Genomic DNA, 24771 nt, shown 5'->3' with positions numbered 1-24771 from the left:
CCCTCGAGACGGCGATTGCCAACGCCTTTTCCTTGGCGCGGGGCCTCGTTGCGTCTATTCCTCTCGACGAAGCAGAGCCCCCGCAATAATTGGCAAGGCGGAAAATCGCGCCGGCAGATCCGTTCGCGGTCCCGCATCTTTCCCGCCTGCCGCGCCCAAGGAGCATCACGCATGAACGTCATGACCCCGAAATTCGGCCTCGGTGCTTCGGTGCTGCGCAAGGAGGACGACGCGCTGCTTCGCGGCGCCGGGCGCTATACCGACGACGAGACCCGGCCGGGGCTTCTGCATGCCGCGGTGGTCCGCTCCCCCCACGCCCATGCCCGCTTCACCATCACCGATATCGAGGCCGCGCGCTCGGCGCCGGGCGTCCACCGCGTAATGACCCATCAGGATGTCGCCGCGCTCGGCGACCTGCCCTGCATGGCCTCGCCCAAGCAGGTGGACGGCAAGACGCTGGAAAAGCGCAACGCGCCGATCCTGGCCAAGGACATCGTGCGCCATGTCGGCGATGCCGTCGCCTTCGTCGTGGCCGACACGGCGATACAGGCGCGCGATGCGGCTGAGCTCGTCGCGGTCGAATGGGAGCCGCTGCCGGCGGTCGCCGACATTGCCGCCGCGCGCGCCGATGATTCGGCGCTCGTCTGGGACGACGTTGTGGGCAATCTGGCAGGCCACATGCATGTCGGCGACGCCGACGCCACGACCGCAGCCTTCGGCGAGGCCGCGCATGTGACGCGCATCGACCTCGTCCAGAACAGGCTCGTCTGCAACTATATGGAAGTCCGCTCGGCGGTGGGCGAATACGACGCCGAGACCGCGCATTTCACGCTGACCTCGGGCAGCCAGGGCGTCCATGGGATGCGCGGCATCCTCGCCAATGCCGTCTTCCATGTCGAGCCGGAGACGATCCGCGTCGTCACGCATGACGTTGGCGGTGGCTTCGGCACCAAGGCCTTCGTCTACCGCGAATATGTGCTCGTTCTGGAGGCGGCCCGCCAGCTCGGCCGGCCGGTCAAATGGACCTCCGACCGCGGCGAGCATTTCGTCACCGACGCCCATGGCCGCGACAATCTCGTCACCGGCGAGATGGCGATGGATGCCGAGGGCCGGTTCCTCGGTCTGCGGATCGGCCTGTCCGCCAATCTCGGCGCCTACACCTCGCAGTTCGGTCCGATGATCCCCTGGTTCGGCATGTCGATGGCGACGGGCCTCTACGACATCCCGGCAATCGACGTCGACTGCAAGCTCTACCTCACCAACACCGTGCCGGTGGACGCCTATCGCGGCGCTGGCCGCCCGGAAGCGGCTTATCTGATCGAACGGCTGGTCGACCAGTGTGCCGTCGACATGAACCTGCCGCGCGAAGAGATCCGCCGGCGCAACTTCATCCGCCCCGACCAGCTCCCCTACCGCACCGCCTTCGGCCGGCTCTACGACACCGGCGACTTCGCCGGACACCTCGCCGAGGGCATGCGCCGCTCCGGCTGGCAGACTTTCGAGAGCCGCCGCGAGGAGGCGCGGGCGCGCGGCAGGCTCCGAGGCATAGGCATGGCGACCTATGTCGAGGCCTGCGCCTTTCCCGGTTCGGAACCGGCCTATGTCGAGCTGATGGCGAACGGGCGCGTGGAGCTGAAGATCGGCACGCAGTCGAACGGCCAGGGCCATGTCACCGCCTATGCGCAGTTCGTCGCCGAGGCTCTGAAGCTCGACTACGACCGTATCGACGTGCGCCAGGGCGACACGGACGACACGCCCACCGGCGGCGGCACCGGTGGCTCGCGTTCGATCCCGCTGGGCGCGGTTTCGGTGCGCCGCGCGAGCCAGACGCTGGCGGAAAAGCTGAAGAAGCTCGCCGCGGACGAACTCGAGGCGGCCGCGGCCGACATCGAGCTGGCGGACGGCACCGCTCGCGTCGTCGGCACCGACCGCGCGATCGACTTCGCCGCGCTCGCCGCCGCCGCAAAGTCGGAGGAGGACCGCAAGGCGGTCGGCGAGTTCAAGCAGGACGAGGCGACCTACCCGAACGGCACGCATATCTGTGAGGTTGAGATCGATCCGGACACCGGCGCGACCGAACTCATCGCCTATACCATCGTCGACGATTTCGGCGTGACAGTGAACCCGATGCTGCTCGCCGGCCAGATCCATGGCGGCGTGGCGCAGGGGATCGGCCAGGCGCTGATCGAGAACGCGGTCTACGATCAGGACGGCCAGTTGGTGACGGCGAGCTTCATGGACTACGCCATGCCGAGGGCCTGGGATTTCCCGATGTTTGACTTCAAGACCCGGAACGTGCCTTCGACGACCAATGCGCTGGGTATCAAGGGCGCCGGCGAGGCTGGCACCATCGGCGCGACGCCGGCGGTCATGAACGCGGTCGCCGACGCGCTCCGCCAGGCGGGCGTGAAGCACTTCGACATGCCGGCAACCCCGTTGCGGGTCTGGGAGGCCCTGCGGTCCGCCTCTTCCGCGGCGTAGGCGAAGGGCGACGGAATATGCTTCGCGGGCAGGATTGTTCTGCTTGCGAAGCAATCTTTCCAGTTTCCCACAGAGCTCGGGGTGTAAGCCTGTCCCCGTGATGGACGTGTCCGGCGTGCGATCCGCGCTGGACAAAAGGATGGGCCGCCTTCAGGCGGTCGAGGGAAGGGCAGGCAGAGAATGGACAGCGGGCCGAGCACGGGTGAGACCTCCAACCCGATGCTCGGAATTGCCCTGAAATGCATGTCCGTGGTCGTCTTCGTCGGCATGCAGACGGCGATCAAGGCCGGGGGCGAGGGTATTCCGGCCGGCGAGATCGTCTTCTTCCGCTCCTTCTTCGCGCTCGTGCCGGTGGCGATCTATCTCGCCTGGCTCGGCGACCTCAGGACATCGCTCGTTACCGACGACATTCCGGGCCATCTCGTGCGCGGCCTTGTCGGCGTCTCCTCGATGATCCTCGGCTTCTTCGCCCTGACGCGGCTCGCCTATCCCGAATGGATCACGATCTCCTACGGGGCACCGCTCCTCACGGTCGTCTTTGCGGCCCTGCTTCTGAAGGAGGTCGTGCGCGCCTATCGCTGGACGGCGGCGCTGATCGGCCTTGTCGGGGTGGTGGTCGTGTCGCTGCCCAATCTCACGCTGTTCGATGACGGAGCCGGCCAGGGCGAGGCGGTCGGCGTCACCGCCTCGATCATCGCCGCGGCCTTTTCGGCGGTTGCGATGATCCAGGTGCGCCGGCTCGCCCAGAAGGAGCGCACGGCGACGATCGTGGTCTATTTCTCGCTCACCTGCTCGCTGATCGCGACCTTCTCGATCGTCCTCGGCTGGGTGATGCCGACGCCGGGTCAGGCGGCGCTGCTGGTTACGGCGGGGCTTTGCGGCGGCGTCGGCCAGCTGCTCTTGACGGCCTGCTACCGCTATGCCGACACCTCGACCATCGCGCCCTTCGAATACACCTCGCTGCTCCTGGCAATCGCGATCGGCTTCTTCCTGTTCGGCGAGACGGTGACCGTGACGACGCTGATCGGCGGTGCGATCGTCGTGTCGGCCGGCATCTTCATCATCTATCGCGAGCACCGGCTCGGCATCGAACGCAAGAAGGCGCGCCGCGCCTCCACGCCGAACGGCTGACACGGCGTCCCTCGAACCCGTCGGCCCCGGTATTCCGGAGCCCGCGCGGGCGATCGCTCTCTTACTTGACGGCGGTCAGTTCGGCATCGCGGCGTTCGCTCTCCCGCCGCTCCGCCTCCGCGTCCTCTTCCGTGTCGGCGATATCGGCGCGCGGGTCGAGCGCGAAGCTCGCCGGCGTCTGCACACGGGCGATCGGCACCGTCTGGAAGTCGGGCCGCTGGTCGGCGGGGATCGCGACGCGCCGGAACGTGCGGTAGAAGGAATAGGCGGCATAGAGCGCCATTCCCGTGCCGAGAGCCTGGAAGATGCCGGCAGGTCCGAGCGATTCCATCAGGACGGCGGCGTAGAGCGGCCCGATCATCGTGCCGACGCCATAGAGGATGAGGAGCCCGCTCGAGACTTTCACGAAGTCGGCGTCGGCCGCATAGTCGTTGGCATGGGCGACCGCGAGCGAATAGGCGGGATAGATGATGCCGCCGACGACGAAGGCGACCGAGAAGAGCGCGATCGGGCCCGCATGATCCAGATAAACGCCGGCGACTGCGGCCGCGACGCCGATCAGCCCGGCGGCGGTCATCACATAGCGCCGGTCGGTCCGGTCCGAGATCCGGCCGAGCGGGATCTGGAAGACGATGCCGCCGGCCATGGCGACGACGACGAGGGTGGCGATCTGGGTCGTCGACAGCCCGATCTGCTGGCCGAAGACCGGCGCCATGTTGTTCCACGCGCCCGACAGGATGCCGGCGAGAAGCACGCCGATGGCGGCGACCGGCGAGTTGCGGAACAGCATGCCGACATCAAGCTTCACCGTGGTCAACGGCTTCGGCGACTGCGCCCGCGACAGCGCCGTCGGGATGACCGCAAGCGCGAAGAGGATTGCGCAGATCATGAACGGCATCGTCAGCTCGGGCTTCGACAGCGGCATGACGTATTGGCCGCCCATCATCGCCGCCATGGTGACGATCATGTAGACCGAGAAGATCGCGCCACGGCTCTCATTGGTGACCCGCTCGTTCAGCCAGCTCTCGACGACCATGTAGGTGCCGGCGAGCGCGAAGCCGGCCATCGCGCGGAAGACGATCCAGGCGAGCGGATCGACGATGATGGCGCAAAGCAGGATCGAGATCGCCAGCAGCGCCGCGAGGCTGGAAAAGGTGCGGACGTGACCGGCACTGCGGACGATCCAGGGGATCACCACGCAGCCGAAGGTGAAGGCGATCGCATAGCTGGTGCCGAGGGCGCCGATCTCGTAGCTGGTCCAGCCCTCGATCGATCCGCGGACCGGCAGGAGAATCCCCATCAGACCCGCTCCGGCCATCAGGAAGAAGGTCGAGGTGAGGAGGGCGGCGATGGGCAACAGATGCATGGCGGACGGACTTCATTCGTTCGGCTGGGGCCCGCGGAGTCGATTCGGCCCGACTCGCGTCCGCAGCACCTATGCCTTCGTGAGCGATTTGACGAGAGGAGGAATGCCGACAAATCGTGACGGCATGCGGACGCTTCGATGGCGATTGCGAGTCGCTCGCCCTATTCGGCGAGCCGCGCCTTCAGCGCGATGAGATCGCGCCAGGCGAGCCGCTTCTGTGCCGGCTGGCGCAGGAGATAGGCCGGATGCAGCATCGCCGTCGCCGCGATCGTCTGGTTCGCCTCCAGACCGAAACTGTAATGCGTCCATTTTCCGCGAATGCGCATGATGCCCTCCTGCGCGCCGAGGATGGCTTTCGCCGCCGGCGATCCGAGGCAGACCAGAATCTTCGGCCGGACGAGTTCGATCTGCCTCTGGACGAAGGGCAGGCAAATCTGCGTCTCCGCGGGGGTGGGCGGCCGGTTTCCGGGCGGTCGCCAGGGCACGGTGTTGGTCACGCGGACGGCCTCGCGCTCCAGCCCGATCGCTTCCAGCATGCGGTTGAGGAGCTGACCGGACCGGCCGACGAAGGGGACCCCGGCAATGTCCTCCTCCCGTCCCGGTGCCTCGCCGACGAACATCAGCTCGGCCACGTCCGGCCCGTCGCCGAAGACCGTGGTCTTGGCGCTGATCCTGAGATTGCAGCCGTCGAATGCGGCAAGGACCTCCTGAAGCTCGGCGAGGCTCTCCGCCGAACGGGCGCGCTCGCGCGCATCGGCGACGGCAAGATCGTCCGGCACCGCAACCCGTATCGCCGGAAAGCCGCCGCTCGGCTCTGATGCCGGACCGGAACCTGGAGCAGGCGCGCTGGCGCGTTCGGGCGCCGGATCGTTGCGTGCGACGGGCTTTGCGCCACTGGCTCCCGCAGCGGACTGGCGGGCGGCGCTCTCGGCGGCCGTCTCGGCGAAACGGTCGCGCGGACGCTCCTCCAGGAGCGCGTCGATACCGGCCTCCCGATACCATTCGAGAAGCGCGATCGCCGCGTCGCGGGTCAGGAGGGGGGTCTCGGCGCTCATGAGACGCTTCTAGTGCATGGCGCGGGCGAGGGCGACCGGTTCCTGGCAATTCGAGGCGCCGGCCGGCGCCGGTCGAGCCAAGCCGTCCCGTTCGGACATCGCGGCAGGCTCATCGACCGACTGCCGCAACGACGAGGTCCGGCCTCGGACGCCTTGGCCGTCAGGCGCTCAGGAGCTGGCGTTGGCGACGCGGCCGGGTCCGGCTGATCGTCTCGACCAGCTGCGACTTCACGCCCTCCGCCACCTCGTTGGCGACCTGGCATGTGCCGGCCGCATGATGCCCGCCGCCGCCATAGCCGAGGCAGATCTCGCCGACGTCGACCTTGGAGCTCCTGTCGAGGATCGACTTGCCGATGGCGAAGACGGTGTTCTGCCGCTTCATGCCCCACATCACATGCATGGAAATGTTGCACTCGGGATAGAGCGCGTAGATCATGAACCGGTTGCCGGCATAGATGATTTCCTCGTCGCGCAGGTCGAGGACGACGAGCGGCCCGTACACGCGGCCGCAGCGCTGCAGCTGTTCCTTGAACTTCGCTTCGTGGGCGCGATAGAGGTCGACGCGCTCGGCCACGTCCGGAAGGTCGAGGATCTGTTCGACGCTGTGGTCGCGGCAGTAGTCGATGAGCTGCATCATCAGCTCGTAGTTCGAGATCCGGAAATTGCGGAAGCGGCCGAGGCCGGTGCGCGAATCCATCAGGAAGTTGAGCAGCACCCAGCCGCTCGGATTGAGGATCTCGTCCCGCGAGAACTGGGCCGAATCGCCCTTGTCGACGGCTTCCATGAGGTCGGGCCGAATGCGCGGAAAGGCCTTCGGGCCGCCGTAGAACTCGTAGACGACGCGGGCCGCAGAGGCGGCGTTGGGGTCGGTGACGTAGTTGTCGGGCTGTTCGCCGACGCGCTCGAGTTCGCTCGAATGATGGTCGAAGACCAGATGGCCGCCGGGAACGTAAGGCAGATTGGTGGTGATGTCGCGCTCGGTGATCGCGACTTTTCCGTCCTGCATGTCCTTGGGATGCACGAAGGTGATCTCGTCGATGAGGTCCTGCTCCTTCAGGAGCATGCCGCAGACGAGGCCGTCGAAGTCGCTGCGCGTGACGAGGCGGAATTTCTTGGACGACATGGCTCACCCTCAATGCTGGATCGAGGCTGCACGCTATCGCGCGATCGCTAATTCAAGGTTACGCGACGTCCTTTCGTTGCCGGGCCGACGCCATCAATGGCCGACGCTGTGCGAGAACAGGTTGATCACGAGGACGCCGGCGAGGATCAGCGCGATGCCCGCCAGCCCGGCCATATCGATCGGCTGGCGGAACCAGAGGAGGTCGATCAGCGCCAGGATGACGATCCCGGTGCCGGACCAGATCGCATAGACGATGCCGACCGGCAGCGTCCGGAGCGGCAGTGCGAGGAAATAGAAGGCGAAGACATAGGCGACGACGGTGACGAGCGCCGGCGTCAGGCGGGTGAAGCCGGCGGTCGACTTGAGCGCGGTGGTGCCGATGATCTCGCAGACGATGGCAATGCCGAGATAGATCGCGTTCAAGGCAATTGCTCCGTGTCTGGGCTGGTCGGGGATAGTCCGCACCCCTTAGCACCGGGGGCCTTCGCGGCGCCAGTCCGCGCCTCTTCGATGACGCAGGCGCAAAGGGCGGCGTTTGACCTTGGAGCCGCTCCGGCTAGAACTCGGATCAGTCCGGCGGTTCTGCCGGACGGAAGGGTCGTGGGACTGGCGACCTTGGATCACTGCTGCGAGGAATGACGATGAGCGAAGCCGAGAACCTGCCCGAACGCGAAGCGATGGAGTTCGACGTCGTCATCGTCGGGGCCGGTCCGGCAGGCCTTGCGGCCGCGATCCGCCTGAAGCAGATCGACCCGGAACTGACCGTCGTCGTCCTCGAAAAGGGCGCCGAAGTCGGCGCGCATGTCCTGTCGGGCAACGTGCTCGATCCCTCGGCGCTCGACCGTCTGCTGCCGGAATGGCGAAAGGAGGAGACGCCGATCAAGACGGCGGTCACCGACGACCGCTTCTATTTCTACGGGCCGCAGGGCTCGCTGCGCCTGCCCAATGCGCTGATGCCGAGGTTGATGGCCAATCACGGCAATTTCGTCGTCTCGCTCGGCCTCGTGTGCAAATGGATGGCGGAAAAGGCCGAGGCGCTCGGCGTCGAGATCTATCCCGGCTTTGCCGCGGCCGAAATTCTCTACGATGAGTCCAACCGCGTCATCGGCGTCGCGACCGGCGACATGGGGGTCGAACGGTCCGGCGAGCCGGGGCCGAACTACCAGCGCGGCATGGCGCTTCTCGGCAAATATGTGCTGATCGGGGAGGGCGTGCGCGGCTCGCTCGCCAAAGAGCTGATCCGGGCTTACGGCCTCGACCACGGCTGCGAGCCACAGAAATTCGGCATCGGTATCAAGGAGCTCTGGGAGATTTCGCCGGAGAAGTCGCAGCCCGGCCGGGTGCAGCATTCCTTCGGCTGGCCGCTGTCGGACGGTACCGGCGGCGGCTCCTTCCTCTACCATCTCGCCGACAACCAGGTCTATGTCGGCTTCGTGGTCCATCTGAACTACAAGAACCCCTATCTCTCGCCCTTCGAAGAATTCCAGCGCTTCAAGACGCATGCCGACGTCGCCGAACTGCTGGATGGCGGCAAGCGTATCGCCTATGGCGCGCGGGCGATCACCGAGGGCGGCTATCAGTCGGTGCCGAAGCTCGACTTTCCCGGCGGCGCGCTGATCGGCTGCTCCGCCGGCTTCGTCAACGTGCCGCGCATCAAAGGCGCCCACAATGCGATGACCTCGGGCATGCTCGCCGCGGAAGCAGCCGCGGCCGCGATCAAGGCCGGACGCTCGCAGGACCGGCTTTCCGAATACGACGCGGCGTGGCGCGCCTCGCCGATCGGCCGGGACCTGAAGCCGGTGCGCAACGTCAAGCCGCTCTGGTCGCGCTACGGCACCATGCTCGGCATCGCGCTCGGCGGTCTCGACATGTGGACGAACTCGCTGTTCGGCTTCTCCTTCTTCGGCACGCGAAGGCACGGCAAGCCGGACTATGCCTGCCTCGAACCCGCGGCGCAGCATGCGCCGATCACCTATCCCAAGCCGGATGGCGTTCTGACCTTCGACAAGGTGTCTTCGGTCTACCTCTCGAACACCAATCACGAGGAGGACCAGCCGGTCCACCTGCAGGTGAAGGACCCCGAACTCCAGCATTCCTCGGAGTTCGCCGTCTATGCCGGCCCCTCGCAGCGCTACTGCCCGGCCGGCGTGTACGAATGGGTCGAGGAGGACGGCAAGGAGAAGTTCGTGATCAACGGCCAGAACTGCGTCCACTGCAAGACCTGCGACATCAAGGATCCGAACCAGAACATCAACTGGGTGCCGCCACAGGGCTGCGAGGGACCGGTCTATCAGGTGATGTGAGGCGGTTGAGGCCCAGGGTCTCAATTCGCTCTCAGGGGCAGGGCGAATTGCGCGGGATCTTCGCCGAGATCTTTCAGTCCGGATGTCAGGCTTTTCCCGACCACGTCGCGTGAGGCGTCAGAGAGCGAGGACAGGCTGTGCGATATGGCATCGCGCCATGGGTGCATCGCTGATGCCTGGTTATGGGCAAATTGCGAAATGACCATAACCGATCGGGACGAGGGCTGCAAAGACGCAGATGCCGCGGTCTGATCAGCCAGCGCGCCCCAATTCGGTTCGCGTCGATGCGGGCAAGGACTTGCCCGATACCACCCGCGAGGTGGGCTGGATCTGCGGCACCGGCTCGGGCAGGGTGAAGGTGACGAACAGCGGCAGATGGTCCGAGGACGTCGCCTCCTGCCGCTCGACGCTGATGATCTGGATCGTCGGCGACGCCAGGACATTGTCGAGCGGCAGGCCGATGATCGGCCCGAGCGATCCGGTGAGCGGCCTCACCAGCCAGGTCGCCCCGACATGCGGCACGATCCGTGTGTTCGTCAGCTCCGCATAGTGGCGCGCCACGGCGCCCCAAGGGGTGCCGTTGAAGTCGCCCGCGACGAGCGTCGGCGGCTCGAGCCCGAGAAGCTCGCCCTGAAGGCTTGAGAGGTGGTGCCACTGGCCGCCCGGCCAGGGCCAGCGCATGTGCTGCGACACGATGGTCACCGGCTGACCGCCGAGATTGATCCGCCGCGCGGCGAAGCGCCCCTGCGGCCCGCACTGGCCGGGCTCGTCGAGGACGAACGGGCGCCGTGACAGGATTGTCGCGTCGGGGACCGCGTGCGCGCCCTTGCAGGCGAAGCGGTAGGGATAGCGGTCCGCGAGCCGGTCGAGGATCGCCGGCCACTGTCCGTTCGCCTCCTGCAGCGTGACGACGTCCGGTGACAGGCGTCCGATGAGCTGCACCGCGGCTGACGGATCCGGAGCGTCCCATCTCAGGTTCATCTGCAGGAGTGTGTAATAGGGCGAGCGCCCGGCGGCCGCGGTAGCCTTCGTTCCCGGCAGCAGATAGGGCGCGACGCTCAGCGAGGCGTAGGCCGCGATCGCCACCGCGATCAGCCCGGCAAGCGGAAGTCGGGCGAGGACGAGGGCCAGCCCGCACAGGACGAGCAGGACCGCTGCGTGAGCCCGGAAATGCGCCAGCGTATCGAAGAACGGCACGATGTCGCCGAAATAACCGCAAACCACGACCAGGCTGCAGGCGAGCGTCGCGGCCAGGGTCAGCGTGCGGCCGACGCGGCAGCGATCCGAGACGCGTGTCCGGTCCATCGGCGCTCTACTGGAAGGCGGTTTCGAAGAACGAGCGCAGCTTGCGCGAATGGACGCGCTCGGACGGCAGCTCGGACATCAGTTCGAGCGCCCGCATCCCGATCTTCAGATGCTGCGCGACCTGGCGCTTGTAGAATTCCGTGGCCATGCCCGGCAGCTTCAGTTCGCCATGCAGCGGCTTGTCGGAGACGCAGAGCAGCGTGCCGTAGGGGACGCGGAAGCGGAAGCCGTTGGCGGCGATCGTCGCGGACTCCATGTCGAGCGCGATCGCCCGCGACTGCGACAGCCGCTCGACCGGCTCGCGCTGGTCCCTCAGTTCCCAGTTGCGGTTGTCGATGGTCGCGACCGTGCCGGTGCGCATGATCTTCTTCAGCTCGTAGCCGGAAAGACCGGTGACCTCCTCGACCGCGTGTTCCAGCGCTACCTGGACCTCGGCGAGCGCCGGGATCGGAACCCAGAGCGGCAGGTCGGCGTCGAGGACATGATCCTCACGGACATAGGCATGGGCGAGAACGTAGTCGCCGAGCTCCTGACTGTTTCTGAGGCCGGCGCAGTGGCCGAGCATTATCCAGGCATGCGGGCGAAGGACCGCGATATGGTCGGTGATCGTCTTGGCGTTGGACGGGCCGACGCCGATATTGACCATGGTGATGCCGTGACCGTCGGCCCGCTTCAGGTGGTAGGCCGGCATCTGCGGCAGCCGCTGCGGAACGAGGCCGGGCCCGGCTGGCGCCTCGCCCGCGACCGTGACGAGGTTGCCGGGCTCCACGAATTCGCTGTAGCCCTTGCCGCCCTCGCGCATCAGCTCACGCGCCAGCACGCAGAACTCGTCGACATAGAACTGGTAGTTCGTAAACAGGATGAAGTTCTGGAAGTGCGCCGGATGCGTCGCCGTATAGTGCGAAAGCCGGTGCAGCGAGTAGTCGACCCGCTGAGCCGTGAACGGGGCGAGCGGCATCGGCTCGCCGGGGTGGGGCTCGAAATTGCCGTTGACGATCCGGTCGTCCGTCGCTTCGAGGTCGGGCACGTCGAAGATGTCGCGCAGGGGCCGCCCGAGCTTCTCGGCGAGGGACCCGTCGACATAAGCACCTTCGGGAAAGGCGAAGTGCAGCGGGATCGGCGTGGAAGAGTCGCCCACCGTGACCGCCTGGCCGTGATTGCGGATCAACAGGCCGATCTGCTCGACAAGATACCGCTCGAAGAGCTGCGGGCGCGTTACCGTCGCCGCGTAGTGGCCGGGCCGAGGGACATGGCCGAAGGCGAGGCGGGAATCGACGCGCGCATGAGACGTCGTGCGCAGGGAGACCTGCGGATAGAAGGCGCGATAGCGGCGCACAGTCTCGCCATTGGCGATGAGCGCGTCGAAACTCGCCGACAGAAAGGCGACCGAGCGATCATAGAGCCGGATCAGCTCCGCAACCGCGGCTTCGGGATCGGCAAATGCCTGCGGACGCGCCGGAGGCGGCGTCTCCACGGCGATGTCGTCGGGCATCGGATCGAACTGAACCATGGCCCTCTTTAGACGTGGCCCATGGCGTCGGGAAGACGATCGCGACTAAAAATTCACGGTCGGGCCGCGATTGTCGCGCTCGATCTGGCAGACGATTCCCCTCGTATAGTCACAGTCGCCGCCTCCCGCGGAAGCGACCGCGCTGCCGGTGGTGACCGGCGATTGCTGCGCAAGATAACTCAGGCCGAATCCGAAGAGGCCGATGAGCGTGGTGACGATCGTAAGGCGTGTCATCATGACGTTCCCCTAAGCCATTTGATCTGTCATTGCACGATGCGTCTGAAGCGAAGCTGATCTCCTGCGACAGCTCCGGTTCAAATTCATGAACGCAGTGTCGGCAGATGTCCCGCCTGGGCGGGCATTCCCCCACGCACTAGGTCGCGACAACATCATGGCGGTTTGGTGTTCATGAAGCCGCCGAAAGAAGATTCGTTTCAAATGTGACCGGTTTCTAGGAGCGCACATGGCAACGCAGACCCGCCCGATCGAGCTACACTATTGGCCAACGCCCAATGGGTGGAAAATTTCGATCATGCTCGAGGAATTGGGCGTCCCCTACGACGTGCACTTCGTCAATATCGGCGCCGGCGACCAGTTCAGGCCGGACTTCCTGAAGATCGCGCCCAACAATCGAATGCCGGCGATCGTCGACCCGGAGGGGCCGGGCGGCGAGCCGATCTCGGTCTTCGAGTCCGGCGCCATCCTGCAATATCTCGGGCGCAAGTTCGGCCGGTTCTATCCGAGCGACGAGCGGGCCCGTGTCGCGGTCGACGAATGGCTGTTCTGGCAGGTCGGCGGCCTCGGCCCGATGGCCGGCCAGGCGCACCACTTCCGCAACTACGCTCCGGAGAAGATCGCCTATGGCATCGACCGCTACACCAACGAGGTGCACCGGCTCTACGGCGTGATGAACAAGCGGCTGGAGGCCAACGCCTATCTCGGCGGCGCCGAATACTCGATCGCCGACATGGCCTCGGTCGGCTGGGTCAAGCCCTACAAGAACCAGGGGCAGGACATCGAGGAATTCCCCCATCTGAAGCGCTGGTTCGAAGAACTTCTGGCGCGGCCGGCGGTGGAGAAGGGCCTGGCGGTCGGTCAGGCCGAGCGCGAGAAGATGAACCTCGCCACCGACAAGAACGCCCAGGGCGTGCTCTTCGGCCAGCGGGCGCGCTGACCGCGGCGGATGCACCGCGAGCCGCCGATCCTGCAGAGGGATGCGGTGGTAGCGTAAATGAGGGCTCGAAAAAGCAAAGGCGTCGGCGAGGAGCCGGCGCCTTTGTTCATGCCGACGTCCCGTCGGTGTGTCGGCTGCAGGGCAATGTCCGCGATGTCACGGGAGAAACCGCCAGGCGGCGTCCGCTGACGCTTCGGAAATCACAGCGGCGCTTTCGGCAATGGCTTGCCCTCGCTCAGAGAGCAGCCGAACGCCGTGTCGGCCCGTTTCGACCCTAGATCCGGATCCAGGTCTGGGTCTTGCAGAAGATCTTCAGCGCGCAGCCGGTGAGCTTGAGGCTGCCGGAGCTGATCGAGACCGTGCCGGAATAGGTGCGGTCGTCACGCGGATCGGTCACCGACCCCTTGTAGGTCTTGCCGCTGCCGGTCATCTGGCCCACCGACTTGCCCTTGTGTTCGCCGCTGATGACCGTGGCGCAAAAGGCGTCGCCGCAGGGCGAAACGCGAACGATGCCGCCGCCGGGAGCGCGCCACTTGCCGACGATGGGCTCGGCCGAAAGGGCGGGTGTGGAGAGTGCGAAAATTGTGGCGAGTGCCAGGATTGAAGTCTTCATTGTCATGCTTTCCGTCGAATGGATGGTTTGGGACCCGTGTGGGGCGGGAGTTAGAGAAGGAATTGTGACAATGCGAGTGGGTTCCGGAAATGTTACCGGCCCGGCCATGGATTGTCGCATGGGTTTAACTGCCCCGTCGCGTGACAAGCCGCCCGATCGAAGCCGGGAGACCGACACGTCTTCGTTCAGGCACAGGCGATCAGGGCACTACCGGCGCTTCGGCCGGTCCGTACGGCAGATCAGACCGCCAAGGACGCGGCGCTCGCGCGGGGGCCGCAATTGTCGTGGGGCTTCTTGCAGGAACCACCCACGGTCTGACCCAACGCGGATGATCTGGATCGCCTGACGTTGCGTCGCGGTGAATGCGAGGTAAAGGCTCAGAGCCTGTTCTGTCGCCGAATTCGGTCAAAAACTGCAGAATTGTCAGTGGGTTGGTACGGGCTCACCGAGCGCCCGCGATGTTCGGCATTTAGTTCGAATTAATCGAAACATTTAAGCGCGTCTTCAAGTCTTGGCGCCATTCTCGGGTCATCGAAAGCCAAGCAATCGCAACAGGGAAGCGAAGACAATGGCCCGCATCGACTTTGAGACCTTCGAGAACGCCGAGACGAACGGAGCCCATTTCGTCGAGGGCGAGATCCTCTTCGAACTCGGCATGCGCGCGGCTTCCGGCCGCGATGGCGCCGCCGACCTCGTCGCCGCGCACATGTACTTCAACCTTGCCGACCGCAAGGGCTACGTCGAGGCCGCCTTCCATCGCCAGGACGTCGCCAGCCAGCTGTCGAAGGCCGAGATCAGCCGCGCGCTTCGCTCTGCCCGCGACTGGCTCACCCGCCACTGAGACTTCGAACCCGCCAATCGCCTCGCAGACCTATCCGGCGACCTGTACGGCCTCAGGCTTGTCGACCTCCGCCAGCGCCTCCGCGAGCGCCCGCTCGAACAGGGCGTGATCCTCGGGCCGCCCGACCGTCACCCGGATCATCCGGTCCAGCGGCTCGGCGCCGGGCATCCGGATGAAGACGCCGCGTCTCAGGATCGCGTCGAGCAGCCGGCGCGCATAGACGCCGTCGCCGCCGCAATCCATCGCCACGAAGTTCGTCGCCGAGGGCAGGGGCGTCAGGCCGCACCGCGATGCGATGTGCGACAGCTCCGTACGGGCAGCCTTGATCGCCCCGATCGTTTCGCGAAGATGCGCCTGGTCCGAGAGCGCCGCGAGCGCCCCGGCCTGCGCGATGCACGAGACGCCGAAGTGATTTCGGACCTTGTCGAATTCGGCGATCGTCGCGGCCTCTCCGACCGCATAGCCGATCCTGACGCCAGCCATGCCGTAGGCCTTGGAGAAGGTGCGGAACCTGACGAGGTTCGGTCGCATCAGCGACATCGGCGGCAGCGCCGAGGCCGGTGCCAGGTCACCATAGGCTTCGTCGAGCGCCAGGATGGTCTCCTCCGGCAACTCTGTGATCAGCCGCTCCACTGCCGCCCCGTCGTGCCAGCTGCCGGTCGGATTGTCGGGATTGGCGAAATAGAGGAGCTTTGCCCGTGTCCTGCGCGCCCGCTCCAGGAGCGCGTCGAGATCTTCGTGATCGTCTGCGCGGTAGGGTACGAAGTCGAGCGCCGCGCCATTGCCGGCGACATGGTAGTTTACGGTCGGATAAGCCCCGCGCGAAGTCACGACGGTGTCGCCGGGCCCCGCCGCCAGCCGGATCAGATAGCCGAGCAGCCCATCGATGCCTTCGCCGGCGACGATGTTTTCGGGACCGATCCCGTGATGCTCCGCAATCGCATGCTTGAGGTCGTGGAGTTCCGGGTCGCCATAGGCCCAGCTGCCGGCGGCCGCCTCCGCCATCGCCGCCACGGCCTTCGGCGAGGGCCCGAAGACGCTCTCATTGGCACCCAGCCGTGCCGCAAAACGGATCCCCATCCGGCGCTCCAGCGCCTCCGGACCGACGAAGGGGACGGTTGCAGGCAGAGAGCGGGCGAGCGGCGTGAAGAGCGGCATGGGCGGTCCGAAACGAAGAGAAAGAAGGGGCAGGGGGAAGAGGCGCAGGGGGAGAGGGCCCGGCCGACCGAAGTCGCGGGGCGGGGCGAGCTCGGCGCAGCGCTCAGTCGGTCAGCTTTTCAAGGCCCTTTGCGAAACGCCGGGCATTCGCCACATAGTGAGCCGCCGATTCCTTGAGCTTCGCCGCTGTTGCCTCGTCGAGCGTGCGGACAGCGCGTGCCGGTGCGCCGACGATCAGCGAATTGTCCGGAAATTCCTTGCCTTCGGTGACGAGGGCATTCGCCCCGACGATCGAGTTCCGGCCGATTCTCGCGCCGTTGAGGACGGTCGCGCCCATGCCGATCAGCGAATTCTCTCCGATCGTGCAGCCGTGGACGATGGCGCTGTGGCCGATCGTGCAGCCGGCGCCGATGGTCAGGGGAAAACCCATGTCCGAATGCAGGGCGCAATTGTCCTGGATGTTCGTGGCCGCGCCGATCTCGATCCACTCGTTGTCGCCGCGCACGACCGCGCCGAACCAGATCCCGGCGCCCGGCCCGAGCCGGACGCGTCCGATGAGATGGGCGCCCGGAGCGACGAAATAGTCCCCGTCCCCGGGCAGGTCCGGCCGCTCGCCATCCAATGCGTAAATCGCCATCCTCGTCCTCCCAGCCGTTTCTCCTCGATCGGCGCGGGACCCTGCGACACCGGCCTGCGGCGGTCAAGCATTTGCTGCCTGAGCTTCCGGCGCGCCGTGTCAGCGCGTGTCCGGTGCCGCCGCCGGAGGCCTCGTCAGTTCCATTGCCTGCTGGGCGATGGCGGCGCGCGCCGACCGATCGTCCGGCGCATGTCCGGAGACGGTGACGGTCGGGAAGGCGAAGGACACGCCTTCTTCGGCGAACCGCTTCTTGATCAGGTCGTAGGCCGCGCGCCGGATCGCGAATTGCTCGCCCGGCTTGGTCATCATCTTCATCCGGAGCTTGATCGCGAAGTCGCCGAACTGGTCGACGCCCTGCATCTTCAGCGGCTCGATGATATGAGGCGCAAATTCCGGCTCCTCGGCGAGGCGCTTGCCGATCTCCTTGATGATCCTCTTCACCTTGGCGATGTCGGTGTCGTAGGTGACGCCGATCTCCAGCTTGTCGATCACCCAGTCGCGGGAATAATTCGTGATCTTGTCGAGCGATCCGAACGGAACAGTGTGCAGCGCGCCACGGTGGTGGCGGATTTTCAGGGAGCGCAGCGAGAAGGACTCCACCGTTCCGCGGATGTTGCCGCTTTCGATGTACTCACCGATCCGGAAGGCGTCGTCGACGAAGAAGAACAGGCCGGCGATGATGTCCTTGACCAGCGTCTGCGCGCCGAACCCGAGGGCGATGCCGAAGATCCCGGCGCTGGCGAGCAGCGGCGCGATGTCGACGCCGAGATTGGAGAGCACCGTCAACACCGCGATGATGGCGAGAACGAAGAGAAGCAGGTTCTTCAGGATCGGCAGCATGGTGCGCAGCCGGTTGGCCTGGCCATGGCCGGGCCCGGCGCTCGCGTGCTTCTCCGAGGCTGCGATCTTGCGGTCGATCCAGGCCTCGGCAAAGCGCCACAGGAACAGCGTGACGAGCACCACGACGGCGAAGTTGACGGCGGCGCGCAGGCCCCAGCGCAGCGGCGTTTCCGGAAGCTTCGGCTGGGCCAGGCCGACATGCAGCACGGTGGCAAGAAACAGGATGCCGACGAGCAGGATCAGCGTGGCGACGCCGCGTTCGATCGTCAGCGTCTTCAGCGACTGTTCCTGCGGGACCGGCTCGCCGGTCCCTGCGCTGTCCGGCACGGCCATGAGGTTCCTGACGGCGAGCCGGGCGTTCTTCAACAGGGCGGCGCCGACGAGGCAGATCACGGCGACGTAGAAGGGGCGCGTCGACCCGGTGAAGAGCAGGAGCCAGGTGACGAGAAGGGCGAAGCTCAGCGCCCAGATCCGGAGATCGCCGGTCTTGGCGGCGATCTCGCGCTCGCCGGTTTCGCGATCCGGGGCCCTCCAGAGGATCAGGAGGGCAAGAGCGAGCAGCCCGACCCCGAGGCCGATGCCGACGACGTGGAGCTCGATCCGCGGCATGGCGAGAGCGCGCAGGATCTCCAGCGCGAATTGCGCGGCGAAGAAATACCCGACGATGACGGCAGACCAGACGAACCAGAACTCGGCCGTGCGCGTCGCCATCGGAACGATGCGGAAGCGCGGCGCGCCGGGTGCAATGAGGAACCGGCACAAGAGCAGCGCCAGCCGGACGATGAGCGCGAGCTGCAATGCCAGGAGCAGGAGGCGGCCCAGATGCTGCGGCCAGTCGAACAGGAGAAAGACGCCGAGACTGCCTGCCGCGAAGGCGAACAGAAGCAGGAATCCGTAGGACAACCGGATGCCGGCGGCACGAAGCCTCTGTTCCGCGGTCGTCGTCGGCAAGAGGGTCAGGCGCCGGCGAAAGCCGGTCATCGCCCACGCCAGGAGCTGTTCGGCTCCGACGCCGCAGCCGACGAACAGGAGGATCAGGAAGCCGATCGTGATCGGCTCGCGCCCGGCAAGATCGGCGCGCAGGACGCTTCCCGCCTGCGACAGGGCGGCGGGAACCTGCGGCACCGCATCCGCAAGCGCGCGAAGGAAGCCGCGGACGGAGCGCAACTGGCTCGGCACGAGGGCCATCGACTGGCCCATCATCATCGCGCCTTCCATCATCATGAGGTCGTCATTGCCCTCGCCGGCGGCCGCAGTTCCGGCGCCTCGGGGCGTTGCCGGTCCGGCCGGTGTCGAACCGGCCGCCGTCGGCGCTGCGGGCTGAAGCGCGGCGGCTTGAGCTTGTAACCATGTCTGGACACGCGGGTCGGCGAGGAGCCGCGCCAGACTGTCGATCTCGGCCGGGAGTGGACCCTCCGCCGAAGCGGTCGTCGGAGCGGTGGTCGACGGTGCGGCCGCGGCGGGGGGCGCCGCCGGCTGCGCAGACGGGGCGACAGGCTGCGAAGTTTCAGCCGTTGCCGCCGGAGCGATCCGCGGCTCGCGCACCTCCTGTGCGACGGCAGTGCTGCTGCAAAGGGCGAGCCACAGCGCGAGCACTGCCGAGGGCAGGCATTGGCGGAGGCGCTCCGCCATCCGCCGCCCGCACGGCAATGCCGAAGTGAGACGCCGAACGAGCGTCCGCGAAACCATCTGCTCCGCCTTGCCTTCGCGCATGCCCCCGATCCTTCGATCCGTCCGGCGATCACGGATCGTCGGTTCCCGATACTACCCGCGATACTTCGCGGTCCGGTACCGGGATCTTACGCCGACGCTGAAAATTGCCTGAATCGAGCACCGCAGGTCTGCGACCGAGTCCGAAAAGCTCGGCCCCGGTTGGTCCTGCAGCGGCTGCGCCGCCCGAGCGCCGTGCCGGACGATCGAAGCGGCTTGCGGAGGTTGTCTCCGCCTTCCCGAGCGGCCTACCCGTCGATCTGGTCGGTCCAGACCCTGAAGCCGGTCAAAGTGTTCGGCCCGAAAGTATGGGTGAGCGGCACGTCGGACGCGTCGCGTCCCTGCGCGATCAGGATGCGTCCCCATCGCGGCGCATTGTTGCGAGGATCGAAGGTCCACCAGCGGCCGCCGAGATAGACTTCCATCCAGGCGGCGAAGTCCATTTCCGCATAAGGCGGCGGCAGGCCGATATCGCTGACATAACCGGTGCAGTAGCGTGTTGGAATGTTCATCGCCCGGCAGAAGGCAACCGCGAGATGCGTGTAGTCGCGGCAGACGCCGACGCGCTCGCGATAGGTCTCGGCGGCGCTGCGGGTCGCGCGCGCCTGCATGTAGTCGAAGGAGACATGGTTGTGGACGAAGTCGCAGATCGCCTGAACGCGCGCCCACCCCTCCGGCGTTTCGCCGAACAGCCGCCAGGCCTCGTTCGACAGGAGGTCGGTTTCGCAATAGCGGCTGCCGAGCAGATAGAGCAGCGTGTCCGAGGGAAGATCCTCGACCTTGTGTTGCACGGCGTCGTGCCCCACCGGGTCGCTCAGGCCATCGTCGTGGATCACGCCGTCCGTGCCGAGCGTGAAGACGCCGGACGGGGCGACGAGGCGGTTGCACCAATTGCCGAAACTGTCGCGATAGCTGGTGATGGGAACGACCGGCGTCGTGACGAGATGGTCCGGCCTCTCCAATGCGCCGACGCGGGAGAAGTGCACATTGAGATTGACGATCATCGGCGTCGGGTTCGGAAACTGGTAGCCCAGTTCGCAGCCCAGATGGATCCTCATCGCACAGTCCTCTTCGGGAGCCATCGCGCCGCACTCGCCAGCCGAGACGGAGGCCGCACAGGCGCCGCAAGATATGGCGCTGCAATAAGCCTTCCTTCTTCATGACAGAACTTCTGCACGAATGCGAACGAATCCACCGGGGCCGGGTGTGCGCACCGTCCGCCATCAATGCAGGGCCGGCGACACGGGTGATCGATAACGACGTCGACCCAAACGATCGCACTCGCTCCAAATTCCTGAAGGAATGTGTTGTCGAAGGGGGCAGTATCGCGCAATATCTGACGGGGTCTTCGAAACTGGATATGACGATGATGTCTTCGTTCTCTTGCAAGGTTTCCGCTGCGGCGGCGGTCCTGTTGTTGCTTGTGGGCGCATCGCCGGCCTTTGCCGGCTACGGGGCTATTGCCTATTCCCAGTCGAGCGGCGCCTTCGGTTTCTCCCACGACTATCCGAGCCGACGTGCGGCGGAACGCCGGGCGCTGAGCGAATGTTCGGCGCGCAGCCGCGGATGTCGGACGGCGATCTGGTTCACCAAGGCTTGCGGGGCCGTCGCCGTCGGACATCGCGGCGGATGGGGCAGCGCCTGGGGCTCGTCCCCGCGCGTCGCTTCGCGCAAGGCTCTCGGTCAGTGCGCGCGGCATACGTCGAACTGCTCGGTTCTGGTCACGCACTGCAGTCGCTGACGAACCTGGTATCTTCGGCCCTGTCCGCGACGGTGGACGCCGCCTCAGAGACACTGCATGGATCGTCGGTCTCTTGCGATCCCGCGAGACTTCGGGGTGACAGCATGGCGAGGCTCGTCTAACGTTGCGGAAGTTGGTTCCGCTGAGGTCCCGCGAAGGGAGGATGCGATGGGTTTCCACCGCCTCAAGACTGCTCTCGTTCTTGCCGCCTTTGCGGCGGCGATGCCCGCCGAAAGCTTTGCCGCGAGCGGCGAGATCCGGGTTGCGGAAGCCTGCGGCTACTATGCCTTTGCCGGCGCCTTCGGCAATCACCGCGCGGCCCGCAGGCGGGCGAACCGGCTCGGTGCGCAGGTCCTGGAACTCGACAATTCCGATAGCCCGAGTGCCGGCAGCGGGCTTGTTGTGGTCGGCAGCGGCCCGATGAGCCGGCGCGCGGCCGAACGCCGGGCGAGCCAGTTCCGCCGCGAAGGGATCGGCGACGCCTATGCGGGGTACCGCTGCTTCTACTGATCGGGAGGTCGCGCGAGACCCGTCGCAAACGCCGTCGGAGGCGGCGGAAATCCACGTCCGGACGGAACGGCGGACCGTTAGATGGAACGCCGGCGGGCCCGCTGCCTATGCCGCGTACGATCAGTTCGTGCCGAGACGCTCCGCGACCTTTCGGAACACGTCGACGAACATCTCTTCCGTCAGCCGGCCGGTATTCGTGTTGTAGCGCGAACAATGATAGCTCGAGACGACGCTGAGATCCCCGATCTCGGCGACGGCTGCGTGCCGGAATGGCGCGTCGGCGAGCCGTGTGCCGAGGGCGCGGATCGTCGAATCATGCGCGATCTTGCCGAGCGTCACGACGACGTGGAGCTTTGCGAAGCGGGCGATCGTCGCCGAGAGGAAGCTGCGGCAGGTGTTGATCTCGGCGCCCACCGGCTTGTTCTCCGGCGGCACGCAGCGCACCGCGTTGGTGATCGCCGTCCCGTTGAGTTCCAGCCCGTCGTCCGGCCGTGCGTCGAACCGGTCATTGGCGAAGCCGAAGCGCGAAAGCGTCGCATAGAGGAGGTCGCCGGCATAGTCGCCGGTGAAGGGCCGGCCCGTCCGGTTCGCCCCCCTGAGGCCGGGTGCAAGGCCGACGACCAGCAGCCGCACGGCATCCGGTCCGTCGGCCGGCAGGAAGCTCGGCACTGGCGCGTTGTGCCAGCCGGGTTCGCGCTCCCGCCATATCTCTCGGAACTCGACGAGCCGCGGGCAGAGCGGACAGTCGCGGTCGGGCTCGGCCTCTGCGTCGCCGCCGGAAGAGAGAGCATCGGTCATGCTGATGGATTACGTTCCATAACTGTCACTTCGATCCGGACGCCTGCCGAGCGGTTTCCGCCAAACGGTCAGGAAGGTCGGAAGCGAAGGCCCGATGAGAGGGCCCGGATGAGAGGGCGGATCCCTTTTTGGGGCTGGCTCAATAGTCGTCGGCGTCTTCGGCTTCGACCTCGGCGCGGCGGGCCATGCGCGCTTCGCGCTCGGCCGGATTGCGGCCGATATCGCCCTTCAGCGAAACGAGATCGATGAAATGGTCGGCTTGCCGCCGGAGGTCGTCGGCGATCATCGGCGGCGTCGTCGACAGGGTGGAGACGACCGAGACCTTGCGGCCCTTGCGCTGCAATGCCTCGACCAGGGAACGGAAGTCGCCGTCGCCGGAAAACAGCACGAAATGGTCGACCGTGTCGGCCAATTCCATCGCGTCGATGGCGAGTTCGATGTCCATATTGCCTTTGATCTTGCGCCGTCCGGTCTGGTCGGTGAACTCCTTGGCCGCCTTGGTCACGACGCGGTAGCCGTTATAGTCGAGCCAGTCGATCAGCGGCCGGATCGAGGAATATTCGTTGTCCTCGACTAGCGCGGTATAGTAGTAGGCGCGCAGGACATACGCATGCTGGTGGAACCAGACCAGCATCTTCTTGTAGTCGATGTCGAACCCGAGATTCTTCGATGTCGCGTAGAGGTTGGCCCCGTCGATGAAGAGGGCGAGTTTTTCGCGTTGATCGAACTGCATGGAGGCAACTTCCGTGATTATGGCGTTGGTGATGAAACAAAGGCAGTGAGGCGTCGAATCCGACGGCCATTCGCGGTCATCCGCGATGCGAATCCGCATTAAGCCCGGCAAACAATAAGCGGTGTGTCGCCTGTTGCCAACGGGGCATTTCCCCGACTTTCCGCACTGCGATCACGAGGGGCCTTGTGAGCCGTGCGGGAAAGGTCTATGTGCTGTCCTTCACCATCGAATTCGGTTGAGCCAGGAGACAGGCATGGCCCGTGTCACCGTAGAGGATTGCGTCGATAAGGTCGAAAACCGCTTCGAGCTGGTTTTGCTGGCCAGTCACAGGGCGCGCCAGATTTCGCAGGGCCAGCAGATCACGGTCGACCGCGACAACGACAAGAACCCAGTCGTTGCACTTCGCGAGATCGCCGACGAGACGCTGTCGCCCGGCGATCTGAAGGAAGACCTCATTCATTCGCTGCAGAAGCATGTGGAGGTCGACGAGCCCGAGCAGCAGCAGCCGCAGCCTGCCCAGCATCAGCGCCGGATCGCCGGCGAGGCTGCGCCGACCGAGGCCGCCGCGCCGCAAGGGGCGGACGAGGACGAGCCGGTCTCCTTCGACCGCATGTCCGAGGAAGAGCTTCTCGCCGGCATCGAGGGACTGGTCCCGCCGGAGAAGACGGAAGATTTTTGAACCGGATCGGCGAGCCGACACTTTCGGTGCACTGCTGAAGGTTCCTATATTGGGGGCGTCGCCGCGAATGTGGTGGCGCCCTTTTTCCGTCGCGTTCCAGAAGTGAGGCGATCGCCACAAGCCGATGATGCGCCAATACGAACTCGTCGAGAAGGTCGCGGCCTACAAGCCCGATCTCGACGAGGCTTTGCTAAACCGGGCCTATGTCTACGCCATGCAGAAGCATGGCGCCCAGAAGCGCGCCAGCGGTGATCCCTACTTCTCCCACCCCTTGGAAGTCGCGGCGATCCTCACCGAGATGCATCTCGACGAGGCGACGATCGCGGTTGCGCTCCTGCACGACACGATCGAGGACACCGACGCCACCCGCAAGGAGATCGACCAGCTCTTCGGTCCGAAGATCGGCCAGCTTGTCGAGGGCTTGACCAAGCTGAAGCGCCTCGACCTCGTCTCCAAGAAGGCGGCGCAGGCGGAAAACCTGCGCAAGCTCCTGCTGGCGATCGCCGACGACATCCGCGTGCTCCTGGTCAAGCTCGCCGATCGCCTGCACAACATGCGCACGCTCGGCCACATGGCGCCGGAGAAGCGGGCCCGCATCGCTCAGGAGACGATGGACATCTATGCCCCGCTCGCCGGGCGCATGGGCATGCAGGACATGCGCGAGGAGCTGGAAAATCTCGCCTTCCGCCATGTGAATATCGAAGCCTTCGAGACCGTGACCCAGCGCCTCTCGGAGCTGCGCGACCGGCACGCCCAGACCATCGCTGCGATCGAACAGGACCTGTCGGAGCGTTTGCGCAGGGACGGCATCGAGGCGACGGTCTACGGCCGCCAGAAGAAGCCATACTCGGTGTTCTCCAAGATGCAGCGCAAGGCGCTGTCGCTGGAGCAGTTGTCCGACATCTTCGGCTTCCGCGTCCTCGTCGGCACCGAGGAGGAATGCTACCGCACGCTCGGCATCGTCCACCGGACCTGGCCGATGGTGCCGGGCCGGTTCAAGGACTACATCTCGACGCCGAAGCAGAACGACTATCGCTCGCTGCACACCACCATCGTCGGCCCC

23 protein-coding genes are annotated in these 24771 nt (G+C 65.9%); 9 read left to right on the top strand and 14 right to left on the bottom strand.

The genetic code is table 11. The annotated features are described in order from the left end of the window. Positions 1–171 precede the first annotated feature (171 nt). Together LH400_RS01345 and LH400_RS01340 are read left to right on the top strand one after the other, a co-directional pair. Entirely contained in the window at positions 172–2481 is a 2310-nt protein-coding gene (locus LH400_RS01345; protein ID WP_229150848.1) for a xanthine dehydrogenase family protein molybdopterin-binding subunit, read from the top strand. A 180-nt stretch (positions 2482–2661) separates the two neighbouring features. Beyond that, entirely contained in the window at positions 2662–3612 is a 951-nt protein-coding gene (locus LH400_RS01340) for a DMT family transporter (RefSeq protein ID WP_229150847.1), read from the top strand. Positions 3613–3673: 61 nt separating this feature from the next. Here the strand turns inward: LH400_RS01340 and LH400_RS01335 are convergent, their stop codons facing one another. From LH400_RS01335 to LH400_RS01320, 4 genes are all read right to left on the bottom strand, one after another. Then, the gene (locus tag LH400_RS01335; protein ID WP_229150846.1) at positions 3674–4978 is read right to left on the bottom strand and encodes an MFS transporter; all 1305 of its coding nucleotides are present in this window, start codon (positions 4976–4978) and stop codon (positions 3674–3676) included. A 161-nt stretch (positions 4979–5139) separates the two neighbouring features. After that, the gene (locus tag LH400_RS01330) at positions 5140–6033 is read right to left on the bottom strand and encodes a uracil-DNA glycosylase (RefSeq protein WP_229150845.1); all 894 of its coding nucleotides are present in this window, start codon (positions 6031–6033) and stop codon (positions 5140–5142) included. Between the two features lie 160 nt (positions 6034–6193). Continuing rightward, positions 6194–7156: an exopolyphosphatase gene (locus tag LH400_RS01325; protein ID WP_229150844.1), complete on the bottom strand. Its 963-nt coding sequence runs from the start codon at positions 7154–7156 to the stop codon at positions 6194–6196. A 93-nt stretch (positions 7157–7249) separates the two neighbouring features. Further along, positions 7250–7579: a DMT family transporter gene (locus LH400_RS01320; RefSeq protein WP_229150843.1), complete on the bottom strand. Its 330-nt coding sequence runs from the start codon at positions 7577–7579 to the stop codon at positions 7250–7252. A gap of 218 nt (positions 7580–7797) precedes the next feature. Between LH400_RS01320 and LH400_RS01315 the strand changes: the two genes are divergently transcribed. Then, on the top strand, positions 7798–9459 hold the full coding sequence (locus LH400_RS01315; RefSeq protein ID WP_229150842.1) for an electron transfer flavoprotein-ubiquinone oxidoreductase: 1662 nt from the start codon (positions 7798–7800) through the stop codon (positions 9457–9459). Between the two features lie 252 nt (positions 9460–9711). On the opposite strand, the gene LH400_RS01310 is transcribed toward LH400_RS01315, so the two are convergent. From LH400_RS01310 to LH400_RS01300, 3 genes are all read right to left on the bottom strand, one after another. Then, positions 9712–10764: an endonuclease/exonuclease/phosphatase family protein gene (locus LH400_RS01310; RefSeq protein ID WP_229150841.1), complete on the bottom strand. Its 1053-nt coding sequence runs from the start codon at positions 10762–10764 to the stop codon at positions 9712–9714. A gap of 7 nt (positions 10765–10771) precedes the next feature. Then, positions 10772–12256 carry an AMP nucleosidase gene (locus LH400_RS01305; protein ID WP_229151231.1) on the bottom strand — a complete coding sequence of 495 codons (1485 nt, stop codon included), beginning with the start codon at positions 12254–12256 and terminating at the stop codon, positions 10772–10774. 63 nt (positions 12257–12319) lie between these two features. Further along, on the bottom strand, positions 12320–12511 hold the full coding sequence (locus LH400_RS01300; protein WP_229150840.1) for a hypothetical protein: 192 nt from the start codon (positions 12509–12511) through the stop codon (positions 12320–12322). 226 nt (positions 12512–12737) lie between these two features. Here LH400_RS01300 and LH400_RS01295 point away from each other — a divergent pair, with 226 nt between their 5' ends. Further along, positions 12738–13448, top strand: coding sequence for a glutathione S-transferase N-terminal domain-containing protein (locus tag LH400_RS01295; protein WP_229150839.1), 711 nt, complete (start codon positions 12738–12740; stop codon positions 13446–13448). A 274-nt stretch (positions 13449–13722) separates the two neighbouring features. On the opposite strand, the gene LH400_RS01290 is transcribed toward LH400_RS01295, so the two are convergent. Further along, entirely contained in the window at positions 13723–14061 is a 339-nt protein-coding gene (locus LH400_RS01290) for a DUF2147 domain-containing protein (RefSeq protein ID WP_229150838.1), read from the bottom strand. Positions 14062–14629: 568 nt separating this feature from the next. On the opposite strand from LH400_RS01290, the gene LH400_RS01285 reads away from it, so the two are divergent. Next, positions 14630–14902 carry a hypothetical protein gene (locus LH400_RS01285; RefSeq protein ID WP_229150837.1) on the top strand — a complete coding sequence of 91 codons (273 nt, stop codon included), beginning with the start codon at positions 14630–14632 and terminating at the stop codon, positions 14900–14902. Positions 14903–14932: 30 nt separating this feature from the next. Here the strand turns inward: LH400_RS01285 and LH400_RS01280 are convergent, their stop codons facing one another. From LH400_RS01280 to LH400_RS01265, 4 genes are all read right to left on the bottom strand, one after another. Continuing rightward, positions 14933–16060: a pyridoxal phosphate-dependent aminotransferase gene (locus LH400_RS01280; RefSeq protein WP_229150836.1), complete on the bottom strand. Its 1128-nt coding sequence runs from the start codon at positions 16058–16060 to the stop codon at positions 14933–14935. Positions 16061–16163: 103 nt separating this feature from the next. Further along, positions 16164–16697 carry a gamma carbonic anhydrase family protein gene (locus LH400_RS01275; RefSeq protein WP_229150835.1) on the bottom strand — a complete coding sequence of 178 codons (534 nt, stop codon included), beginning with the start codon at positions 16695–16697 and terminating at the stop codon, positions 16164–16166. A 99-nt stretch (positions 16698–16796) separates the two neighbouring features. Then, positions 16797–18761 carry a mechanosensitive ion channel family protein gene (locus tag LH400_RS01270; RefSeq protein ID WP_229150834.1) on the bottom strand — a complete coding sequence of 655 codons (1965 nt, stop codon included), beginning with the start codon at positions 18759–18761 and terminating at the stop codon, positions 16797–16799. A 734-nt stretch (positions 18762–19495) separates the two neighbouring features. Beyond that, on the bottom strand, positions 19496–20305 hold the full coding sequence (locus tag LH400_RS01265) for a transglutaminase-like domain-containing protein (protein WP_229150833.1): 810 nt from the start codon (positions 20303–20305) through the stop codon (positions 19496–19498). 101 nt (positions 20306–20406) lie between these two features. Here LH400_RS01265 and LH400_RS01260 point away from each other — a divergent pair, with 101 nt between their 5' ends. Next, on the top strand, positions 20407–20988 hold the full coding sequence (locus LH400_RS01260) for a DUF4189 domain-containing protein (RefSeq protein WP_229150832.1): 582 nt from the start codon (positions 20407–20409) through the stop codon (positions 20986–20988). 168 nt (positions 20989–21156) lie between these two features. Next, the gene (locus tag LH400_RS01255) at positions 21157–21498 is read left to right on the top strand and encodes an SPOR domain-containing protein (RefSeq protein ID WP_229150831.1); all 342 of its coding nucleotides are present in this window, start codon (positions 21157–21159) and stop codon (positions 21496–21498) included. A 120-nt stretch (positions 21499–21618) separates the two neighbouring features. Here LH400_RS01255 and LH400_RS01250 read toward each other — a convergent pair whose 3' ends face one another. Together LH400_RS01250 and LH400_RS01245 are read right to left on the bottom strand one after the other, a co-directional pair. Continuing rightward, positions 21619–22296 (bottom strand): uracil-DNA glycosylase, encoded by a 678-nt coding sequence (locus LH400_RS01250; RefSeq protein ID WP_229150830.1) that lies wholly within the window; start codon positions 22294–22296, stop codon positions 21619–21621. A gap of 139 nt (positions 22297–22435) precedes the next feature. Further along, positions 22436–23029, bottom strand: coding sequence for a LabA-like NYN domain-containing protein (locus LH400_RS01245; protein WP_229150829.1), 594 nt, complete (start codon positions 23027–23029; stop codon positions 22436–22438). Between the two features lie 253 nt (positions 23030–23282). Here LH400_RS01245 and rpoZ point away from each other — a divergent pair, with 253 nt between their 5' ends. Continuing rightward, positions 23283–23708 carry a DNA-directed RNA polymerase subunit omega gene (gene rpoZ / locus LH400_RS01240; protein WP_229150828.1) on the top strand — a complete coding sequence of 142 codons (426 nt, stop codon included), beginning with the start codon at positions 23283–23285 and terminating at the stop codon, positions 23706–23708. 124 nt (positions 23709–23832) lie between these two features. Continuing rightward, on the top strand, positions 23833–24771 hold a 939-nt coding region (locus tag LH400_RS01235; protein WP_229150827.1), incomplete at its 3' end, for a RelA/SpoT family protein.

Source organism: Jiella soli, assembly GCF_020615385.1.
In the GTDB taxonomy this organism is placed as follows: domain Bacteria; phylum Pseudomonadota; class Alphaproteobacteria; order Rhizobiales; family Rhizobiaceae; genus VKMB-3413.
Note: the sequence above shows the minus strand (reverse complement) of the source record. Positions and strands in the feature narration are given on the sequence as shown.

What these genes read in the sequence shown, in the direction of transcription:
- rpoZ (WP_229150828.1), top strand. Translation starts at nt 23,283, where the DNA reads ATGGCCCGTGTCACCGTAGAGGATTGCGTCGATAAGGTCGAAAACCGC.
- LH400_RS01305 (WP_229151231.1), bottom strand. Translation starts at nt 12,256, where the DNA reads ATGCCCGACGACATCGCCGTGGAGACGCCGCCTCCGGCGCGTCCGCAG.
- LH400_RS01295 (WP_229150839.1), top strand. Translation starts at nt 12,738, where the DNA reads ATGGCAACGCAGACCCGCCCGATCGAGCTACACTATTGGCCAACGCCC.
- LH400_RS01255 (WP_229150831.1), top strand. Translation starts at nt 21,157, where the DNA reads ATGGGTTTCCACCGCCTCAAGACTGCTCTCGTTCTTGCCGCCTTTGCG.
- LH400_RS01290 (WP_229150838.1), bottom strand. Translation starts at nt 14,061, where the DNA reads ATGAAGACTTCAATCCTGGCACTCGCCACAATTTTCGCACTCTCCACA.
- LH400_RS01280 (WP_229150836.1), bottom strand. Translation starts at nt 16,060, where the DNA reads ATGCCGCTCTTCACGCCGCTCGCCCGCTCTCTGCCTGCAACCGTCCCC.
- LH400_RS01265 (WP_229150833.1), bottom strand. Translation starts at nt 20,305, where the DNA reads ATGAGGATCCATCTGGGCTGCGAACTGGGCTACCAGTTTCCGAACCCG.
- LH400_RS01245 (WP_229150829.1), bottom strand. Translation starts at nt 23,029, where the DNA reads ATGCAGTTCGATCAACGCGAAAAACTCGCCCTCTTCATCGACGGGGCC.
- LH400_RS01330 (WP_229150845.1), bottom strand. Translation starts at nt 6,033, where the DNA reads ATGAGCGCCGAGACCCCCCTCCTGACCCGCGACGCGGCGATCGCGCTT.
- LH400_RS01310 (WP_229150841.1), bottom strand. Translation starts at nt 10,764, where the DNA reads ATGGACCGGACACGCGTCTCGGATCGCTGCCGCGTCGGCCGCACGCTG.
- LH400_RS01260 (WP_229150832.1), top strand. Translation starts at nt 20,407, where the DNA reads ATGACAGAACTTCTGCACGAATGCGAACGAATCCACCGGGGCCGGGTG.
- LH400_RS01340 (WP_229150847.1), top strand. Translation starts at nt 2,662, where the DNA reads ATGGACAGCGGGCCGAGCACGGGTGAGACCTCCAACCCGATGCTCGGA.
- LH400_RS01270 (WP_229150834.1), bottom strand. Translation starts at nt 18,761, where the DNA reads ATGATGATGGAAGGCGCGATGATGATGGGCCAGTCGATGGCCCTCGTG.
- LH400_RS01250 (WP_229150830.1), bottom strand. Translation starts at nt 22,296, where the DNA reads ATGACCGATGCTCTCTCTTCCGGCGGCGACGCAGAGGCCGAGCCCGAC.
- LH400_RS01345 (WP_229150848.1), top strand. Translation starts at nt 172, where the DNA reads ATGAACGTCATGACCCCGAAATTCGGCCTCGGTGCTTCGGTGCTGCGC.
- LH400_RS01315 (WP_229150842.1), top strand. Translation starts at nt 7,798, where the DNA reads ATGAGCGAAGCCGAGAACCTGCCCGAACGCGAAGCGATGGAGTTCGAC.
- LH400_RS01300 (WP_229150840.1), bottom strand. Translation starts at nt 12,511, where the DNA reads ATGATGACACGCCTTACGATCGTCACCACGCTCATCGGCCTCTTCGGA.
- LH400_RS01285 (WP_229150837.1), top strand. Translation starts at nt 14,630, where the DNA reads ATGGCCCGCATCGACTTTGAGACCTTCGAGAACGCCGAGACGAACGGA.
- LH400_RS01325 (WP_229150844.1), bottom strand. Translation starts at nt 7,156, where the DNA reads ATGTCGTCCAAGAAATTCCGCCTCGTCACGCGCAGCGACTTCGACGGC.
- LH400_RS01335 (WP_229150846.1), bottom strand. Translation starts at nt 4,978, where the DNA reads ATGCATCTGTTGCCCATCGCCGCCCTCCTCACCTCGACCTTCTTCCTG.
- LH400_RS01275 (WP_229150835.1), bottom strand. Translation starts at nt 16,697, where the DNA reads ATGGCGATTTACGCATTGGATGGCGAGCGGCCGGACCTGCCCGGGGAC.